This window comes from Amycolatopsis pretoriensis, assembly GCF_900107925.1.
Lineage (GTDB): Bacteria > Actinomycetota > Actinomycetes > Mycobacteriales > Pseudonocardiaceae > Amycolatopsis > Amycolatopsis pretoriensis.
Genome location: NZ_FNUJ01000012.1, coordinates 12,643 through 30,994, shown reverse-complemented (window position 1 = coordinate 30,994; position 18,352 = coordinate 12,643). Strand labels below are relative to the sequence as shown.

14 protein-coding genes are annotated in these 18,352 nt (G+C 70.2%); 5 read left to right on the top strand and 9 right to left on the bottom strand.

The genetic code is table 11. The annotated features are described in order from the left end of the window. Positions 1 to 75 precede the first annotated feature (75 nt). Both BLV96_RS40900 and BLV96_RS40895 read left to right on the top strand, forming a co-directional pair. On the top strand, positions 76 to 486 hold the full coding sequence (locus tag BLV96_RS40900; protein WP_086677522.1) for a hypothetical protein: 411 nt from the start codon (positions 76 to 78) through the stop codon (positions 484 to 486). A gap of 27 nt (positions 487 to 513) precedes the next feature. Then, positions 514 to 897, top strand: coding sequence for a hypothetical protein (locus tag BLV96_RS40895; protein ID WP_086677520.1), 384 nt, complete (start codon positions 514 to 516; stop codon positions 895 to 897). Between the two features lie 527 nt (positions 898 to 1,424). On the opposite strand, the gene BLV96_RS40890 is transcribed toward BLV96_RS40895, so the two are convergent. The 3 genes from BLV96_RS40890 to BLV96_RS40880 are packed head-to-tail and all read right to left on the bottom strand — an operon-like array spanning position 1,425 to position 4,497. Next, complete coding sequence (locus BLV96_RS40890; RefSeq protein WP_086677518.1) at positions 1,425 to 2,423, bottom strand: S-adenosylmethionine:tRNA ribosyltransferase-isomerase; 999 nt, start codon at positions 2,421 to 2,423, stop codon at positions 1,425 to 1,427. Continuing rightward, a complete protein-coding gene (locus tag BLV96_RS40885; protein WP_208608465.1) occupies positions 2,420 to 3,091 on the bottom strand; it encodes an SDR family NAD(P)-dependent oxidoreductase in 672 nt (223 codons plus the stop codon). Before BLV96_RS40885 ends, BLV96_RS40890 begins: the two co-directional genes overlap by 4 nt. A gap of 44 nt (positions 3,092 to 3,135) precedes the next feature. Continuing rightward, positions 3,136 to 4,497: a purine-cytosine permease family protein gene (locus BLV96_RS40880; protein WP_086677514.1), complete on the bottom strand. Its 1,362-nt coding sequence runs from the start codon at positions 4,495 to 4,497 to the stop codon at positions 3,136 to 3,138. Positions 4,498 to 4,647: 150 nt separating this feature from the next. Between BLV96_RS40880 and BLV96_RS40875 the strand changes: the two genes are divergently transcribed. Beyond that, positions 4,648 to 6,189 carry a sensor histidine kinase gene (locus BLV96_RS40875; RefSeq protein ID WP_086677570.1) on the top strand — a complete coding sequence of 514 codons (1,542 nt, stop codon included), beginning with the start codon at positions 4,648 to 4,650 and terminating at the stop codon, positions 6,187 to 6,189. Between the two features lie 52 nt (positions 6,190 to 6,241). Here the strand turns inward: BLV96_RS40875 and BLV96_RS40870 are convergent, their stop codons facing one another. Further along, positions 6,242 to 8,173, bottom strand: coding sequence for a S53 family peptidase (locus BLV96_RS40870; RefSeq protein ID WP_086677511.1), 1,932 nt, complete (start codon positions 8,171 to 8,173; stop codon positions 6,242 to 6,244). A gap of 303 nt (positions 8,174 to 8,476) precedes the next feature. Then, positions 8,477 to 9,607 carry an ROK family transcriptional regulator gene (locus tag BLV96_RS40865; RefSeq protein WP_086677509.1) on the bottom strand — a complete coding sequence of 377 codons (1,131 nt, stop codon included), beginning with the start codon at positions 9,605 to 9,607 and terminating at the stop codon, positions 8,477 to 8,479. Positions 9,608 to 9,667: 60 nt separating this feature from the next. Here BLV96_RS40865 and BLV96_RS40860 point away from each other — a divergent pair, with 60 nt between their 5' ends. Continuing rightward, on the top strand, positions 9,668 to 10,900 hold the full coding sequence (locus BLV96_RS40860) for an MGH1-like glycoside hydrolase domain-containing protein (RefSeq protein WP_086677507.1): 1,233 nt from the start codon (positions 9,668 to 9,670) through the stop codon (positions 10,898 to 10,900). Here BLV96_RS40860 and BLV96_RS40855 read toward each other — a convergent pair. Next, a complete protein-coding gene (locus tag BLV96_RS40855) occupies positions 10,879 to 12,651 on the bottom strand; it encodes a discoidin domain-containing protein (protein ID WP_086677568.1) in 1,773 nt (590 codons plus the stop codon). The genes BLV96_RS40860 and BLV96_RS40855 overlap by 22 nt on opposite strands. Positions 12,652 to 13,054: 403 nt before the next feature. On the opposite strand from BLV96_RS40855, the gene BLV96_RS40850 reads away from it, so the two are divergent. Continuing rightward, positions 13,055 to 14,242, top strand: coding sequence for a glycoside hydrolase family 88/105 protein (locus BLV96_RS40850; protein ID WP_086677505.1), 1,188 nt, complete (start codon positions 13,055 to 13,057; stop codon positions 14,240 to 14,242). 55 nt (positions 14,243 to 14,297) lie between these two features. Here the strand turns inward: BLV96_RS40850 and BLV96_RS40845 are convergent, their stop codons facing one another. The 3 genes from BLV96_RS40845 to BLV96_RS40835 form a co-directional block, all read right to left on the bottom strand. After that, a complete protein-coding gene (locus tag BLV96_RS40845; protein WP_086677503.1) occupies positions 14,298 to 15,779 on the bottom strand; it encodes a glycoside hydrolase family 28 protein in 1,482 nt (493 codons plus the stop codon). Between the two features lie 324 nt (positions 15,780 to 16,103). After that, positions 16,104 to 16,730, bottom strand: coding sequence for a TetR family transcriptional regulator (locus BLV96_RS40840; protein ID WP_086677501.1), 627 nt, complete (start codon positions 16,728 to 16,730; stop codon positions 16,104 to 16,106). Between the two features lie 24 nt (positions 16,731 to 16,754). Continuing rightward, positions 16,755 to 18,326: an alkaline phosphatase D family protein gene (locus BLV96_RS40835; protein WP_086677499.1), complete on the bottom strand. Its 1,572-nt coding sequence runs from the start codon at positions 18,324 to 18,326 to the stop codon at positions 16,755 to 16,757. Positions 18,327 to 18,352: the final 26 nt, after the last annotated feature.

The window sequence follows — 18,352 nt, the reverse complement described above, 5'->3', positions numbered from 1 at the left end:
TCTCGGGGTGCGCTTAAAGCAACCATCCGGCCCGCTCGCGCGTGGTGCTCTCGACGACTTCAAGAGGGGGAACGGATGAAGACGGTCGCCGAGATCCGGCTCGTGGTCCTGGTGTCGTTCGCGGTGTGGGCGGGCTGCGCGCTCGGGCCGATCGGAGCCGACTGGCTGAGCACGCTCGGTGTGGGCGAGTGGCCGGCTGTGGTGCTGGTCACCGGCCTGACCTTGCTCGGCCTGGCAGGCGGATTCCTGCATTGGTGGCGGACGGGGAAGCGCCCGGCCCGCCTGGCGGTCCCGCTGCTCGGCCTGGCGGCCCCGGCCACCGTCCTCGGGCTGTGCGGCCTGGTCACCGGGTCGGCCTCCAGGGGTCACACTTTCGTGCTCGTCTTCACGGCCGTCCCGCTGGTGATCTTCCTGCTGCTCGCGGCGGCGCGGTGGCGAACCGTCCGGCGCACGGAGGCAACCTCCCCTGTCACCCGAACGTGGTAGGAGTGACGACGAATCCGGGAGGGGAACATGACGAGCCGACGGGGCCAGGGAGCCACCGGCGTCCGCGTGGCGCTGGTCGTGCTGTTCATCGGGATGGGCCAGGCGACGTTCGAGTGGTTCAGGTCACTCGGCATGGACGCGGTGACGAGCCTGGTGGTGTGGGCGATCCCGGTGCTGACCGGGGCGGCGGTGACGCTGGTGCTGTGGCTGGCGTCGGACCGCGCCTTCGCACTGCGGAACTGGCTGCCGGTGGCGGTGAGCATCCCGGTTTACCTGGGTGGGGCTTTCGGGTTGGCCACGGCTACCGCGAGTTTGGTGGCTTCGGTGGTGACCGGGGTCGGGTTCGGGATCGCGGTGGTGGCCGGGTTCGGGCTGCTGCGCTCGCGGCGACGGGAAGAGGCGCGGAACTAGGGCGGCTTCCGGCGGCCGTTCGCGGAACTCGGAGGCGGCCTCCAGCAGCCGTTCGCGGAACCCGGGGCGGCCTCCAGCGGCCCTTCGCGGAACCCGGGGCGGCCTCCAGCAGCCCTTCGCGCAACCGGAAGCGGCTTCCAGCAGCCGTTCACGGAACCGGCGGCGGCCTCCAGCAGCCGTTCGCGCAACCCGGGGCGGCCTCCAGCAGCCGTTCCCGAAACCGGCGGCGGCCTCCAGCGGCCCTTCGCGGAACCCGGGGGCGGCCTCCGGCAGCCGTTCCCGGAACCGGGGCGGCTTCCAGCGGCCATTCGCGCAACCGGGAGCGGCTCCAGCAGCCCTTCGGGGAACCGGGGGCGGCCTCCAGCGGCTGTCCACAGCCCGGGCGTGATGTGGACAAGTACGCCCGGGCAGTGGCTTCAGCCGGCTTTTCGTCGGACCCGCCCGATACGCTGGAAGCGGGCAGGCCCCCAGGGAGGGCGGGGTCTTGGTGTCGGGGCGGCGGCGGTCAGCGGCGGCCAGCGACGTGGTCAGCGGCGCAGCAGCAGTGACACGTCGCCGAACTCGTGCCACAGGTACTTCCGCTCCACCGCCGCGTCGTACGCGCGCTGGACCAGCTCGCGGCCGGCCACCGCCTCCAGCAGCAGCAAGTGGGATGCGTCCGGGGCGTGCAGGCCCGTCACGATTCCGTCCACCACCCGGGCCGGCCTCTCCGGCCCCAGCACCAAGTTCGTCCAGCCGGACGCCGTGCCGAGCTGAGCCGCCGACTCCAGGGCCCGGGCCGCCGTCGTGCCCACCGCGATCACGCGGCCTCCTTGCGAACGGACCCACGACACCAGCGCCGCCGTCGTCGGTGGGACCCGGTAGCGCTCCGCCTGCGGTGGCTCGCCCGCCTCCGGTGACGACACCCCCGTGTGCAGCACCAGCGGCGCGAACAGCACCCCGTCCGAGACCAGCCGCGTCACCAGTGACGCGGTGAACGGCCGCGCCGCCGAGGGCATCTCCGCGCTTCCCGGCTCGCGCGCGAACACCGTCTGGTAGTCCGAAAGCGGCCACTCGCCCGGCACGTACCCATAGCGGATCGGCCGGCCGGCCGAGGCCAGGAAGCCCTGGACCGGCACCGACACCGTCGCCCGCCACAACCGCCGGGACCCCGGGGCGAACGGCGCCTGCAGCGTCAGTGACGCTCCGCCGGGCAATGACACCAGTTCTCCCGCGCGGCCGTCGAGCAACGGACCTCCGGGAGCGCGCAGTTCCACGATCCACGAACCGTCGTCGAGCGCGGTCGAAAAGTGGACCGCGATCGGGCGCCCGTCGCGGACCGCGTCCACCGCTGCCGGCAATGTTCCCGATGTGTTGACCACCAGTAGGTCACCGGCGGACAGGAACGAGCCCAGTGACGAGAACACCGAATGGTGGACTCCCGCGGGCGACGCGACCAGCAGGCGGACCCCGTCGCGCGCCACCCCCCGGGCCTCCGGTGGGGCCGACGCCGACAGCTCCGCGGGCAGGTCGAAGCGGATGTTCATGCCGCCACCAGGAGGTCCGCTGCGCGGTAGCGGCCGCTCGGCGGGCGTTCGTCCAGCAGCCGCAGGAACGCCGGGACCGCCGACGACGGCAGCGGCCGGTCCGAGATGTCCTCGCCCGGGAACGCGCGCTGGTGCATCGCCGTGCGCAGGTCGCCCGGGTCGACCGCGTACACCGCCAGCTCCGGGTTCTCCGCGCCCAGCACCGCCGTGACCTGGTCGAGCGCGGCCTTCGACGAGCCGTAGCCGCCCCAGCCCTCGTACGGTTCGACCGCCGCGTCCGAGCTGATGTCGATGATCGTGCCCCGCGCGGACGTCAACGCGGGCAGCAGCAGCTGCGTCAACGCGAGCGGCGCGAAAACGTTGACGCGGTAGACGTTTTCCAGTTCCGCCGGCGGATAGCCACCCAGCGGCGGCAGCGGGCTCACGCCCAGGGAACTGGCGTTGTTGACGAGCAGTTCCAGCGATGGACACGCTTCGGCCAGTGACGCGCGGTGGCCGGGGTCGGCGACGTCGCCGGGAATCGCCGTGAAGCCGATTTCCGCGGCGGCGGCCGAAAGCGCGGCCGCGTCCCGGCCGTCGCCGACGACCGTCCACTTGCGACTCACCAGGGCGGCGGCCAGGGCGCGGCCCAGGCCCGCGGAAGCTCCGGTGACGAGTGCGGTTGGCATGGTTCCTCCTTCGAGGGGTACCACACCATCGTTAAACCTCTACGTTACTTGAGGTCAACTCGGCGCCGGAGCAGGAAATACGCTGCCAGCGAAACGACGAGCCCGACGTAGTACGCGAGGTCCGCGCCGTGCAGCGCCGCCGCGACCGGTCCAGTGTAGAGGGACGTGTTCATGAACGGCACCGCCGCACCGAATCCCACCACGAACGCCACGAGCGCCGCCCACGGCCGCACGGACGTCGACGCCAGGACGTCCACGCGCCGCCCGCCGCGGGTGCGCGCGAGCCAGTCCGGGACGACCACGCCGAGGAATGGCGGGATCCAGTAGCTCACGAACAGCAGGACGTTCTCGAACTTCGCCGACAGGTCGCCGCTGTGCATCCAGAGGATCAGCGCGAACGCCAGCACCGTGACGACCACCGCCGACACCGGGCGCCGCAGGCGGACACCGACGGTCTGCAGGGCGAGCGAGCCGCTGTAGTCGTTCATCGCGTTCGACGACACCGCCGCGAGCGCGATCACCGCCAGCGCGAGCGCGCCCAGGAAACCGCCGCCGAGCAGGTGCGCGACACCCGCCGCCGTCTGGTCGCCCAGCGACGACCCCAGCGCGAGCCCGAGGCCCTCGCCGATGGCGTAGGAAGCGACGAGGCCGAGCAACGTCGCCCAGAACACCGACCTCGACGACGTCGAAACGGGCAGGTAGCGGCTGAAGTCCGACGCGTACGGCGCCCAGGAGATCGCCAGCGACAGGGTGATCGTCGTGAACAGCACGATCCCGCCGGCGAGGTCGGCATCCGAAGCCGTGTTCGCGGCGGCGATCGGGTGTCCGGAAAGGACCTTCACGGCCAGCGCGGCGAACGCGAGCACCAGCAGCACGCTCATCACCGCCTGCACGCGGTGGATCAGCGCGTAGCCGAACACACCGAGCGCGCACTGCAGCACCAGCACGATCAGCACGGCGGCCCAGAACGGCAGCCCGGTCAGCTCGGCCAGTGCCTCGCCGCCGAACAGGCCGACCAGCGCGTCCCAGGCGATCGAGCCGAGCCACTGGACGAGCCCGGGCAGCACCACCCCGCCGCCGAAGGGCAGGCGGGCCAGGGGCAGCTGGCCGGTGCCCGTGCGCGGCCCCCACGTCGAGAGGTAGGCCACCGGCAGCGACCCCAGCACGGTCCCGGCGAGCATCGCGGCCAGACCCGTCCAGAACCCGAGGCCGAGCGACGCCGCGAGCGTGCCGGTGAACACCGCCGTCATGGTCAGGTTCGGCGCGAACCAGACGCTGAACAGCCGCCACGGGCGCCCGAACCGGTTGCCCTCCGGAACCGGCTTGATGCCGTGGGTCTCGATCGCCAGGTCACGTCCGCCGGTGGGCATCCGCCCGCCGAAGACCTCGGCACCCAGTCCGCTCATGTGCGCACCTCCTGTCCGCAGATCACCCTAAAGCGCGCCCGCGTGGTGTAACGCGACGGCCCGAACGGGCGAATCACGGTTAGCCGCTGCCGGACCGCTCCACACACCCGCCAGAATTGCCCGGCGAGCGGACACCGGGAGGCTTGCGTGGTGCAGCACCCGCGGACGCTCGCGATGACCGGCCTGCTGGCCGCCGGTTTCGCGCTCGGCGTCACCGCGTTGACCCTGAAGGCGGGCGAAGGCAGCCACTCCGCGCTCGACACGGCGCTCAGCACCGCGACCGGGTTCCTGTTCCTGCTGGCCGGCGCGGTCGCGCACGTGCGACGCCCGGCCAACCCGATCGGCGTGCTCATCGCGCTCGCCGGGATCGCCGTGTTCCTCGAAGACCTGCAGTTCACGCGCAGCCCGGTGCTGTACACGATCGCCGTGCCGCTGCGCGCCGCGTCCAGCCCGGTGATCGCGCACCTCGTGCTCGCGTTCCCGCACGGCCGGCTGCGGTCGCGGTGGGAACGGCTGCTCGTCACCGGGGCCTACCTGGTCGTGTTCGCGCTGGGCGTGCTCGGGCTGCTGGTCAGCGACGACCCGCGCGACCTCCTGGCGATCTCGACGAACCCGGCGAGCGGCGTGTTCGCCGACCGCGTGCTGGAGCTCGCGGCCACGGCGATCAGCGCCGGCGTGATCGTCGTGCTCCTCTACCGGTGGCTGACCGGGCAGCTGCCGCAGCGGCGGCTGTTGTCCCCGGTGATCGCGATCGCGTTGTTCGGCGCGCTCGCGTCCGGCGCCGGCACCGCGCTCGGCGACGGCCACCCGCTGGCGGAGCCGCTGCTGCAGGTCTACCGCGTCCTGTTCTGCCTGTGGCCGCTGGCGTTCCTGGCCGGCGTACTGCGCGCCCGCGTCGGCAACGCCGAGATGATCCGGCTGCTGCTGGAGCGCGACGGCACCGGCCTGGCGGCGCTGGTGCAGGACGACGAGGTGTGGAAGGACAGCCGCTCGATCGACGCGCTCAACGCGGCCGCCGGGCTGGTGCTCGACAACCAGCGGCTCACCGCGGAGCTGGAGCAGCGGCTGGCCGAGGTCCGCGCGTCGCGCGCCCGGCTCGTCGCCGCCGGCGACGAGGAGCGCCGCCGCCTGGAACGCGACCTGCACGACGGCGCCCAGCAGCGGCTGGTCAGTGTCGTGCTGCTGCTGCGGATGGCCGGCCGCCGGTACGGCCCGGCGCTGCCCACCGAGGTCCGGGCGCTGCTGTCCGGCACGGTCGACGAGCTGCAGACGGCGATCACCGAGCTGCGCGAGCTCGCCCGCGGCATCCGCCCGGCGATCCTGACGGAGGCGGGGCTCGTCGCGGCGGTCCGGTCGCTGGCCGACCGGATCCCGATGGAAGTGGCCCTGACTGTCGGTACAGTGCCCCGGCTCGACTCGGCGGTCGAGGCGACGGCGTACTTCGTGACGTCGGAGGCACTGACCAACGCGTTGAAGCACGCGCAGACCGACCACGTGAACGTCCGGATCGCGGTCGAGGGCACCGAGCTGCGGGTCGCGGTCACCGACACCGGCGTCGGCGGCGCCGACATCGAGGGCGGCACGGGCCTGGCGGGCCTGCGCGACCGCGTCCAGGCGCTCGGCGGCGAACTCGCCGTGGTCAGCGGCGACGGCGGCACCGCGGTCAGCGCGGTCATCCCGCTCGGGGCCTGAACGCCGTGAAGGGCACCCCCAAGGCTCTGGGGGTGCCCTTCACGGACTTGGCCTAGACGAGCAGCAGGAACAGCAGCCCGTTGGGCGTGCCGAGACCCGTCACGTCGTCGTAACCGGGGGTGGTGTGGATGGTCAGGCCCTGGTAGTCGAGGGTGCGCACCGAGGTGAGCAGACCGTCCGAAGCGTCGACCGAGTTCGCGTAGTCGACCCGCTCCACCGCGGCGTCCACGTGCTTCACGTCGCTGATCGCCGGGGTCCGGGAGGTCAGCTTGTAGATCACGGGGTTGATGAAGCCGTGGTGGAAGTGGTCGAAGCTGTCGGCCACCGCCATGATGCCGGCGAACACCGGCGACGCGAGGCTCGTGCCGCCGATCCGGTACTGGTCGTAGTAGGCGCCGTCCGGGAAGGTCTGCGTCTGGCCGACCAGGAAGCCGGTGTTGGGGTCACCGACCGCGGAGATGTCGGGGACGACCCGGCCCTTGTTGTTGCCGGTCTGGTTCTTCTTCGCCAGCGCGTCCGGCACGACACCCTTCTGGTAGAAGGGCTGCGCGAACAGCCGGCTCGTGCCGCCACCGGAACCGCTGGTGTAGGCCGCCGGGCCGTAGACGCCGTTGGTCAGCGTCGACTTGCTGGTCTCCCAGCCGGTCTCGAAGATCCGCTTGCCGTCCTTGCCGATCGCGATGGACGTGCCGCCGACCGCGGTGATCCACGGCGCCGAGGCGGAGAAGTCCGGCGACGGCGTGCCGAGGCGCGCGACCTCGTCACCGTTGTCGCCCGAGGAGAAGTAGACGCCGATGCCCTCGAGCACCGCCTGCAGCGAGATCTGGTTGAAGACCTTGACCTCGTCGGCCGGGATGTCTTCGCCGGTGTCGCCGTAGGAGTTCGACACGATGTCGGCCTTGTGGCCGGCGATCACGTAGTTCAGCGCCACGTCGAGAGCGTTGTCCTCGCAGGACTCGCCGCCGACGTACAGGATGTCGGCGCCCGGCGCGAGACCGTGGGCGGCCTCGACGTCGAGGGTCTCCTCGCCGTACCAGCCCGCCGCGTCGCACTGGTCCGGCGGCTCGAGAACCGGGTTCGCCGGGAACACGTGCTGCTTGAACTGGCTCTGCTTCAGCGGGTGCTGCGGGTCGTTCTTCTTCGCGTAGGTGCTCGCGTCGGAGTAGATCGTCGGCGAGGCGAACGCGTCCACGATGGCGATCGTGGTGCCCTTGCCGTCCGCGCCGACCTTGTCGACGCCGTAGGCCGACCGCAGCTGCGCCGGGGTGTAGCCGCAGGGGGCGTAGGGCAGGTGCTTGCCGTTGTAGGCGGGATCGGTGGTGTCGATCTTCTCGCCGTAGTAGGCACTGCACGGCCGCGCGTTGCGGAAACCGGGGCCGGGCGGGACGTCGGCCGGCGTCGCGGAGCCGGTCGCGTGGTCGGGCTTGAACAGGTTGGTCGCCTGGTCGACACCGACGACGCCGAGGACGTCGTTGGCCAGGTTCGCGGGCACCGACAGGTTCTTGTCGGTGGCGCGGAGGGTCTGGCCCTTGACCTTGTACTTGGCCAGCTTGACGTCGAACGCCTTCTGCGTCTGGTCGGCGGTGCCGGTGGCCTCGACGTAGGCGCGGTTCGACGGGACGTCGCCGATGCTGAACCCGCTGCCGGTCAGCCACGCCTTGACGGCGTTCACGGTCGCGTCGCTGGCGGCGAAGCGGTCACGCACCTGGTCGGGGCTGAGGTACTGGCGGTAGGTCTTGCTGTCCGGATCGGACACGGCCTGGGCCAGCGCTTCGGCACCGGCGTTGTCGCGCTGGTTCAGGTAGACCCGGAAACTCAGCTTGGACGCGGGCGCCGTGTCGGCGACCTTCGCCTGCGCGTTCGCCCACAACGGGTGCGACTGCGGAATGTCCTGACGCCCCTGCGCGGACGCCGTCGCCGGCAGGGCGCCGGTCAGGCCACCCACCACCGCGAGCGAAAGGAGCAGGGTGGAGCTTCTTCGCACAGAAATCTCCCTCTTCGAAAGCGGCCCCCAGGAAATGGGCCTGGAACACCGGACGAGACTAGATCGGTGTTCCGCTCGTGGGGAAGTGCTTGCGGAACCGTTATCTGGTCGCGAATTCACACGTATTGACGCGTGGTACGGAAATCCGATTTGTCGCACGAAAAACGCGAGGAATGAGTTTGTATGCGAAGTTGGTCCGGTTTGTGTTCGTACCGCGGAACACGCGGCCGGGGGTCCTGCCACCTACCAAAGTAGGGTGCTCCGTCCACACCGGACAGTCCGGGGGTGGCGGTAGTTCGGCCGTCAGAGGCGCTTGTCCACGGCCGCCGCGGAGAACTCCGCCTCCACGACCATCGCCACGGCGCCGTCGATCGCCTGACCGCGTCCCCCGATCTCGACGCGCAGGTTCCGCGTCGACCGCGGCAGCGCCCGCCGGTAGAGCACCTCCCGCACCCCGGCGACGAAATGCGGTTCGGCCAGGTCCCCGGCGACCACCAGTACGCCCGGGTTGACCACGCAGACCAGTGTCGCCAGCACTTCGCCCACCTGCCGGCCGGCTTCTTCGGCCAGGCGGACCGCGGCGGGTTCGCCGGCGTCGGTCCGCCGGCGAACGCCGGACCCGGACGTCGTGGGCAGGCCCATTCCGGTCAGTTTCGCGGCGAGCGCACCCCCGCCGGCGACCGCGGCCAGGCAGCCGGTCGAGCCGCACAGGCAGCGCGCGTCCGGGTGGTCCGGCAGGCGGACGTGCCCGATGTCGCCGGCGCCGCCGTCGCTGCCGCGGTAGACGTCGCCGCCGATCACCAGGCCCGCGCCGATGCCGGTGGAGGCTTTGACGACCACCAGGGCTTTGGAGTCCGGGTAGCGGGCGCGGTGTTCGCCGAGGGCCATGAGGTTGGCGTCGTTGTCGACCAGTACCGGGGCGTTGAAGCGCGGGCCGAGGTGGGTGTCGATGGGGAAGGCGTCCCAGCCGGGCATGATCGGCGGCTGGGTGACGTAGGCACGGCCGGGTTCGACCGGGCCGGGGACGGAAATGCCGATGCCGCAAACCGGTCGTCCGGCCTCGGGCAGCATCGCTTCGAACCACTCCGCGATCCGCCCGAGCACCACCTCCGGCCCATCGGCGACGCGCAGCTCACCCGCGCGATGGGCCAACCGCCGGCCGGCCAGATCCGTCACCGCCGCCTCTGCGTGCATCGTGTCGATGCTCGCGACCAGAACCACCGCGTGCCGGTCGTCGAACCGCAACTGCCGAGCCGGCCGACCGCCCGTCGAGTCCTCGTGGCCACCTTCCGTCAACAATCCCGCGCCGAGGAGCCGGTCCAGCCGGGCGGTGAGCGTCGTGCGCGACAACCCCGTGCTGGTCAGGAGCGCTTTCCGGGTTGTTGCCCGACCGTTCCGGACCAGTTGCAGCAACTCCCCCGCGCTCGCCGGCATCCCAGTCCTCCCGCCACTTTTGTCCATTGACAATACACAAGTCGGAGATAGATTGGACATATGGACGTAACACGAGCCACCGCAGTCCTCGACGGCAACTGGCTCGGCTCGTCGACCGTGCCGTCGCGCTCGCTCTACCCGCACCAGTGGAGCTGGGACTCGGCGTTCATCGCGATCGGCCTGCGCCACCGCGCACCCGCGCGGGCCCGGCGCGAACTGCTGACTTTGTTCTCCGCGCAGTGGCGCGACGGCCGCGTCCCGCACATCCTCTTCGACCCCGGCACCCCCGCCGACGCGTACTTCCCCGGCCCGTCGTTCTGGCGGGCCGGGCGCACGTCGGGGCTCGTCCAGCCGCCGGTGCACGCGCGGGCCGTGCTGGCGGTGCACCGGACCGAACCCGACCGCACCTTCCTCGCCACGCTGTACCCGAAGCTGCGGGCCTGGCACGAGTACCTGCGGACGCACCGGGACGCCGGCGGGCGCGGGCTGGTGGCGATCGTGCACCCGTGGGAATCCGGGATGGACAACAGCCCGGCCTGGGACGGCCCGCTCGCGCGCGTCACGCCGTCGACCGGGTTCGTCCGCCGCGACCTCGACCACGGCGCCGCCGCCGACCGGCCGAGCGACGACGACTACGGCCGGTACGTCCGGCTCGCGTCCGACTACCGCGACCGCGGTTACACCGGCTTCGGCGAGTTCGTCGTCGAGGACCCGGGGTTCAACGCGCTGCTGGCCGACGCCGAGCTGGCGCTGGCCGGCATCGCCGACGAGCTGGGCCTGCCCGCGGCCGCCGCCACGCACCGCGAATCCGCCGCCCGCGTCGCGAAGGCGATGCAGGAAACGCTGTGGGACGACGGCTTCTTCTTCGCCCGCGACGTCCGCACCGGCAGGCGGGTGCCGGAGTACACGTGTGCGGGCCTGCTGCCGCTGCTGCTGCCGGACCTGGCCGTCGCCCCGGCGCTGCTGGCGACGGCCACCGGCCCGCGGTTCCGGCTCGGGCACGTCCACGGCGTCCCGAGCCACGACCTGACCGCGCCGGCGTTCGACCCGGGCCGCTACTGGCGCGGCCCGTCGTGGGCGAACGTCGGCTGGCTGGTCCGCCAGGGCCTGCTGCACCACGGCGAGCACACCCTGGCCGAACACCTGCGGGCCGACCTCGTCGAAACCGCGCTGCGGACGGACTTCGCCGAGTACGTCGACCCGCTGACCGGCGCCGGGCACGGGGCCCGGTCGTTCGGCTGGACCGCCGCGCTGACCCTGGACCTGCTGGCTCAGCCCGCCGCGGTCGCGTAGTCCGAACCCACCCACGTCTCGTCGATCCGCAGGCGCTTGTAGCGCGTGCTGTCGCTCGACGCCGCGTACGTGCTCGTCACCTGCAGGCGGACGTACCGCGCCGTCACCGCGGTCAGGTCGACGAACTGGACGCCGCGGTGGCTCGGGAGCGTTCCGGACTTCACCGCGCTGCCCCAGTTCTTGCCGTCGTCCGACACGTAGACCTTGTACGCCTTGATCCGCGCCGACTGTTCAGTGTCGGACCGGGCGTAACTGACCGAGTCTTCGCGCTGGTTGAGGCCCAGGTACTGGATCTTCTTCGCCGATCCGAGGTCGTAGTCCAAGTTGACCGGCAGGGTCTTGTTGTTGTCGAAGTACGTCAGGTAGTCGCCGTCGCTCGCGGACTGTCCACTGTGTCCACTTGCCGACGCACTCGCCTTGAGCGTGACGGTCTTCGGGTCGTACGTGCCGGTGCGGCCGGCCGTCTCGACCTTGAAGACCGTGTCGTAGGTGTCCCATCCGGACAGTCCCGTCAACGTCAGGCTGCCCCCGCCCTGACCGAAGGAGATCGCGGCGCCGGTGCGCAGGTTCGTCACCTTCGAGACGCGGTAACCGTTGTCGCGGATCTTCAGCGTGCTGCCCGACGGCTTGGTCAGGACGTGCACGTACTGCGTCGCGCCCTTGATGGTGATGACGCCGTGCGCGCCGTCGTTCCAGAAGCCGGGTTGCATGCCGCCGTACATGTATCCGGCGCCTTCGGTTCCGCCGAGCGACTCCCAGATCCCGTCGAGGTAGCCGGCCGCGAAGTTGTTGAACGCCTCCTGGTTCGACGGGAACTTCCCGTTCACCATCGCCGTCTCGGCCATCAGGGACTTGATCGACGACCCCGAGTTCGTCACCAGACGTCCGATGTTCAACGCCTTGTTCACCGCCGAGTTGGAGCCGCCGTACCACCACGAACCGGTGTCGGGCAGCTTGAAGCACGCCTCGGTGAGCCGCGGCATCGCCGTGTACGTCGCCTGCGGGTAGTCGTACGCCGGGGTCATGCCGGTCTTCTGCTCGTTGCTGATCGTGTCCATGATCGGCGTGTCTTCGTTGTTGTTGCTCAGCAGGTAGTCCGGTCGCTGCTGGTAGATCTGCCGGTACAAGTCGTGCGACTCCCAGTAGGCGTTGTCGTTGTCGATCCAGAACCCGCCGAGGTCCGGGTAGTTCTTCATGACCTCGAAGAAGTTGTCATAACTGAACTGACCGAAACCGTCCTGGCTGTCGAGGTTCACGGTCTTGCCCTTGTACTTCGAGTAGCCGGCCGAGTCGAGCCACTCGTGGCCGCCCTCGTCGTGCCACTGGGCGTCGTTGGTCATGTACAGGATGACCTTGAGCCCCTGGGGTTTCGCCGCCGCGATCAGCTCGCCGAGGAAGTCCCGCTTGGTGGTGCAGCTGCCCGGGATCTTCGACGGCCACGCCCGCGAGTAGCCGAGCCGGCTGTGGAACGACGCCAGCACGAGGTAGGAGGCGTGCAGTTTCTTGGCTTCGGTGACCCAGTAGCCGGGACTCCACCCGCCGTCGGTGATCGCCTTTTCCCAGGCGCTGCAACTGGTGTAGCCGGGTGACGTGCGCATGCCCCAGTGCAGGAAGAGGCCCGCCTGGCTGTCGCGCAGCCACTGCTGGGACGGCTTCTGCAGGTCGGCCGACGCGGGTGCCGCGACGAGCCCGGCCACCACCAGCATCGAAGCGCACGCGGCGAGGAGCCGGCGCAGGAACTTGGCTGACATGAACGACCTCCCAGTGGTCTGGTCCACCCGGTGGTGTACTCCTGTTTTCGACGGGCGGTCAAGACTGAGATCCGACCTTTTGGCGACGTCCCAGCGGCCGGTACACCGTGACTACGGCCGATCGGGTTAAATATCTGATATATGACACGAGAGATCTGATCTCTCTTGACTCCGCGTCCCGGAGGCGAGTAGATATTTCCCGGAGAGCGCTTTCGCTCTCCCCCACCGCTCCGGCGACCAGGGCAGCACGCCGCGCCCCCAGAGCTGGTCGGGATGCCGACGGACGGCGGATCGGCATCCCGGCCACCTTTTCCCGTGAGGGGCACCTCCACGGCTTCACCGCCACGGGGTGCCCCTCACGGGTTGCCCGTTCCACCGGGGCCCGTGCACGAAAGGACGTCGAATGTCCGAGCACCCCCTTCGCCCGACCCGGCGCGCGGTCCTGGCCGGCACCCTGGGCGCGCTGGGCGCCCTCGCCGCGGCGGGACCCGTCGCGCGGGCGGCGGACCGGCTTCCCCCCATCGGCGGGGCGGCACCGCCGCCGGACTGGTCCCGCGCCGTCATCGATTCGACGATGAAGCGCTACACGCCGGACAAGATCGGCGGCTGGGGCTACACCCTCGGGTTGTACCTCTACGGCCAGTACCTCTTCTACAAGCGCACCGGCGAGAAGAAGTACCTCGACTACATCGTGGCGTGGTACGACCGCTTCATCACCGACAGCGGGATCTCGAACAGCTTCACCAACCTCGACTCGATGCGCTCGTGCCAGATGCTGCCGCTGCTGTTCGCCGAAACCGGCCGCAAGAAGTACAAGACGGCGGCCGACCAGTTGCGCAAACGTTTCCCGGCCTACCCGCGCACGTCCGACGGCGGCATGTTCCACGCCACCAGCAAGGTCGGCCAGCTGTGGGGCGACGGCGTCTACATGGCCCAGCCGTTCCTCGCGCTGTACGGTGCGGCGTTCGGCGACGGCGGCTACTGCTTCGAGGAGTCGGCGAAGAACCTCGTCGTCTACTTCGGCCACCTGCGCGAGCCGGCGAAGGGCCTGCTGTACCACGCCTACGACGAGGACGGCTCCGAGTCGTGGGCGTCGGGTGCCGGCCACCACTCGAAGTACCACTGGGCGCGCGCGATCGGCTGGTTCGGGATGGCGGCGATCGACATCCTCGAGGTGCTCCCGGCGAACCACCCGCGGCGGCCCGCGCTCATCGAGATCGTCCAGTTCCTGGCCGCGGGCTACCAGCGTTACCAGGACGCGTCGACCGGCCGCTGGTACCAGGTCGTCGACCGCGGTGGCGACTCGAAGAACTGGCTGGAAACCTCGGCGTCGTCGATGTACACGTTCACGATGGCCCGCGGCGTCCAGCGCGGCTACCTGCCGGCGTCGTACCAGGCGGTGGCGGACAGGGGGTACGCCGGCGTGCTGAAGAAGGTGTCCGTCGGCTCGGACGGGCTGACGAACATCACCGACATCTGCGAAGGCACCAACGTCGGCGACCTGTCCTACTACTACGCCCGGGCTCGCAAGACGAACGACTTCCACGGCCTGGGCGCGTTCCTGATCATGAACGAGCAGTACTCGCACTGACCACGCAGGCGCGCCGCAGGAGGGGCCCCGGCTCACGAGCCGGGGCCCCTTCGTGTCAGCAGTTCGAACTGGACCCCGAGGTGTTCACCCGAAGGGCCGAACCCGACGTGGTCGCCGAGTCCTTGACGCAGTAACCCGCCACTGTCTGGAAACCGACGTCGAACGGGCTCTTGCTCCCCTTCTCCGCCGTGAAGTGGTCGAACGTCACGTCGGAACTGTTGTTCACGATGCTCGCCGGGCGGCCGTCGTCCTTGCCGAACCCGACCGAGCTGTCCACGAACCTGACGCCGGCCGCGTAGTGCAGGTACCAGCCGTACGACGGCCGCGTCCCGATCGACTTCGGGTTGTAGTCGGTCGCGTCGTTGCTCGGCACTCCCGTGCCCGCCGTGCCGTTGCCGCCCGGGACGGTCAGGTGGACGCCGGTGAACGTCACGTCGGAGACGCGGTGACCACTGTCCGCGCCCCAGATCGTCGGGCTGAAGTTCGTGCCCGTGTGCGTGCCGGTGACATTGTCGAAGGTGATGCCGCTGATCGAGCCGACGCCGGGCTTGTTCCCGCACCGCTTGCGCGTGCCGATCTTCATCATGATCGGCGAATACGTGCCGGACATCGTGATGTTGCGGTAGTGCACGTCGGAAATCTTCGCGCCGTCCATCGAAACGATGCCGAGACCCGATTTGTGCGCGCCGGTGATCGTGATGTCCGAGAACTGGTAGCCGGTGAAGTCACCGCACGTCTCGGACCCGAACATCAGCGCGTTGCAGCACACGGCCGAAAGTTTCGCGTTGTTCACCGTCACGTTGCCGTTCGGCAGTTTCGCGCCGAGCGCGTAATCGCTCTTGAACACGAGGGCGTCGTCGTTCGCCGCGATGGTCGCGTTGGTGATCGTGACGTTCGTCGTGCTGATGATGTTCCAGCCGTCGCGGTCGCTCGCCGTGTCGATCGTCAGGTGGTCGGAGACGACGTTCGTGCAGCCGTTGATCAGCGCCGCGAAGTGCCCGCCGCGACGCAGTTTGATCCCGGACAGTGTGAGCCCGTCACAGCGGGTGAGCGACAGGATCTTGTCGGCCTCGCCGGACTTCGGGTTGCCGGTGATGAGGTTGCCGCCGCCGTCGATCGTGCCGGCGCCGGTGAACCCGATGTTCGTCAGCTTGTCGCCGAAGAACATGGCGTTGTGGAAGTGGCTGTGGCCGTAGTCCTGGTAGTCGTCGTTCGGGTTGGACTCGGGCTTGTCGTAACTGTCCGCGCTCGACCCGGTGATCGTCGCGCCGGCGTCGAGCTGGATCGTCACGTTGCTCTTCAGGTGCACGGTGTTGGCCGACTTGTAGGTGCCGGAGGTGAACCGGACCGTGCCGCCGCCCGCGGTGTTCGCGGCCGTGATCGCCTTGTCGATGGCACCGGAATCGTTCGTCGACCCGTTTCCCTTGGCGCCGTAGTCCTTGACGTCGTAAACGCCGCCGGGCGCGGCGGTGGTGACGCCGGCACCGGCCACCACCAGTCCCGCCACCGCGCACGAAATCAGCAGGAATCTTTTCACGGGGAACCGCCTTGTCATGGATGCGAAAAAGCTCGGCATGACGGCGGAGCACTCAGCCTACGAGCGCCGCGAGCGGGGTGTCAAGATCGCCGGGAAAGCGGCGGAGCACCATTCCTCTTGCGGTCCGGAGAGACCCGCGCCACCCCCAGTCGGACGCGGGTCCCCCCGGTGTTCGTGAGGCCGGAAACCGCGGTACCGCCGCGGCGGGGACACCGGGCCGGCGCCGGCGTCCTTTCAGGATTCCCGCAGTCTACCTTCGCCGGGCCCGCCGATACCGTGCATTCGTCATGGTCCGGACCATGAATCCGGCATGATCCGGGCGGCTCAGGCGAACCCTAGCCCGGACGTCAGCAGGTGGAACGCCCGTTCGGCCGCCTCGACGGCCTCCGGGTGCCGCCGGGCCGCGGGGACCCCGGCGGCGACCGCGTCCATGTTGGCCGTCGCGAGGGTCCGGCGGACCGCCGCGATCTGCGCCGCGGCGAGCGTGGAATCGAGCGGCGGGACGTCGGCGCCGGCGAGCGCGGCGGCCAGCGCCGCCTCCCCCGCGGAGGTGAACGCCGCCAGCCGCGCCACCAGCGCCGGCGTGCCGGTGACCAGCCGGAACACCGCGAGCACCGCGGGCTCGTCGCAGAGGCCCGTGACCGGCGAACGCTCTTCGAGCCCTCGCAGGAACGCCTCCCGCAGGGCCGACAGCGCGCCCTGCCCCGGCCGGCGCGCGCGGACGACGTCCGCCGCGTCGGTCTCGTGGTCGGCGAACCGGTGCAGCACCAGGTCCTCCTTGGACGGGAAGTAGGCGAAGAGGGTCCGCTTGGACACCTCGGCCACCCGCGCCACCTCGGCGACCCCGACGGCGTCGAACCCGCGCTCGAGGAAGAGCCCGATCGCCGCCGCCGAGATCGCCGCCCGTGTGCGGAGCTTCTTGCGCTCCCGCAGGCCCAGTTCTTCGGTCACGTCACGCAGCGTAGCGTCCCCGCCTCAGACCTGCTGGAGTCCGGGCTTGCCCGCTTGCACTACGTAGCTGCGGTCGTTCTTGATCACCACCGACGCCGGGTCGTAGACGCTGGTGTCCGACGTCGTCATGAAGTCCGCCCGCGTCTGCGCCGGCGTCGTCGTGACGCGGACGTAGCCGCGCTCGCCCTTGCAGTACTTGACGTGCGGGTTGTTCGCGTACCAGGTCGAGCTCGGCGCGGTCGCGGTGTCGCTGTTGCTCGTCACCGACGTCGTGACCAGCTCGGAGCCGATGACGGGGTCGCTGTGGTCGAAGTAGTCCAGCCGCAGGTCGGCCGCCCAGTGCCGGTGGACGTCGCCGGTGAGCACGACCGGGTTGGCGACCTTGCGGTCGACCCAGCCCTGCTGGATCCGGTTCCGGGAAGCCTCGTAGCCCTGCCAGGAGTCAGGGCTTTCGCAGGTGGCCTTGTTGCCGTCGCCGTCCCGCGTGGCGAAGAAGACCTGCTGGCCGAGGAAGTCCCACGTCGTCGGGTGCGATTCGAACTGCTTGAGCAGCCAGGCTTCTTCGGTGCTGCCGAGGATGCTGCGCGAGGTGCTGCGCATGTCCGTGCAGGCGGGACCGGCCGAACCGGACGGGTCGGCGACCTGGGCGCTGCGGTACTGGCGCGTGTCGAGCATGTGGAAGCGGGCCAGGTTGCCCCAGACGAACTGGCGGTACAGCTGGATCGACGAGCCGTTCGGCTTGGCCGTCGAGCGGATCGGGGTGTTCTCGTAGAAGGCCTGGAACCCGGCCGCCTTGCGCGCGGCCGTGGCCGGCGAAGTGGTGCCGTTCCAGTTGTTCATCACTTCGTGGTCGTCGAACACCACGATCCACGGCGCGATCGCGTGCGCGGCCTGCAGGTCGGCGTCGGTCTTGTGCTGGGCGTGGCGGGCGCGGTACTGCGCGAGCGTCGTCACGTCCTCGGTGAACGCGAGGCTGCGCGGGTTGCGTTCCGCGGCGGCACGGCCCGACTTCTTCTCGTAGATGTAGTCGCCGAGGAACAGCACCAGGTCCGGGTCGTCGGCCACGATGCCCTTGTACGCGTGGTAGTAGCCCTCCTCCCAGTGCTGGCAGGAACTGAAGCAGTACTTGAGCTGGTTGACCGCGGCCCCGGCGGCGGGCGCGGTGCGCGTCCGGCCGACCGGCGAGATGTAGCCGCCGGTCTTGAAGCGGTAGAAGTACTCCCGCGCGGGCTGCAAGCCCGCGGGTTCGATGTGGACACTGTGCGCGGCCGCGCGGACCGCGCTCGCCTGGCCACTCTGCACGATCGAGGTGAACGCCTCGTCGTTCGCGATCTCCCAGTCGACCGCGTACGTGGCGTCCGGCATGCCGCCGAAGCCGTCCGGGTTGAGCGGCGCCGGGGCGAGTCTCGTCCACAGCACCACGCTGTCGGGGAGCGGATCGCCGGAGGCGACGCCGAGCTGGAAGGGGTCGTGGATCGTGGGGGCGGCCGCGGCGGTGCGGGCGTTCGCCCAGGACGGCAGCGCGGCCGACGCCGCGGTGGCGGTGACCGCGGCGAGCCCGCCGAGCAGCACCTTGCGCCGGGTGAGGTCAACCATGTCGGAAAGCCTTTCGGGGAGGGGAG

Bases quoted from the DNA above. Each gene is read 5' to 3' on its own strand.
- BLV96_RS40890 (WP_086677518.1), bottom strand. From the start codon at position 2,423: ATGAACATCCGCTTCGACCTGCCCGCGGAGCTGTCGGCGTCGGCCCCA.
- BLV96_RS40850 (WP_086677505.1), top strand. From the start codon at position 13,055: ATGTCCGAGCACCCCCTTCGCCCGACCCGGCGCGCGGTCCTGGCCGGC.
- BLV96_RS40835 (WP_086677499.1), bottom strand. From the start codon at position 18,326: ATGGTTGACCTCACCCGGCGCAAGGTGCTGCTCGGCGGGCTCGCCGCG.
- BLV96_RS40900 (WP_086677522.1), top strand. From the start codon at position 76: ATGAAGACGGTCGCCGAGATCCGGCTCGTGGTCCTGGTGTCGTTCGCG.
- BLV96_RS40855 (WP_086677568.1), bottom strand. From the start codon at position 12,651: ATGTCAGCCAAGTTCCTGCGCCGGCTCCTCGCCGCGTGCGCTTCGATG.
- BLV96_RS40885 (WP_208608465.1), bottom strand. From the start codon at position 3,091: ATGCCAACCGCACTCGTCACCGGAGCTTCCGCGGGCCTGGGCCGCGCC.
- BLV96_RS40895 (WP_086677520.1), top strand. From the start codon at position 514: ATGACGAGCCGACGGGGCCAGGGAGCCACCGGCGTCCGCGTGGCGCTG.
- BLV96_RS40880 (WP_086677514.1), bottom strand. From the start codon at position 4,497: ATGAGCGGACTGGGTGCCGAGGTCTTCGGCGGGCGGATGCCCACCGGC.
- BLV96_RS40865 (WP_086677509.1), bottom strand. From the start codon at position 9,607: ATGCCGGCGAGCGCGGGGGAGTTGCTGCAACTGGTCCGGAACGGTCGG.
- BLV96_RS40860 (WP_086677507.1), top strand. From the start codon at position 9,668: ATGGACGTAACACGAGCCACCGCAGTCCTCGACGGCAACTGGCTCGGC.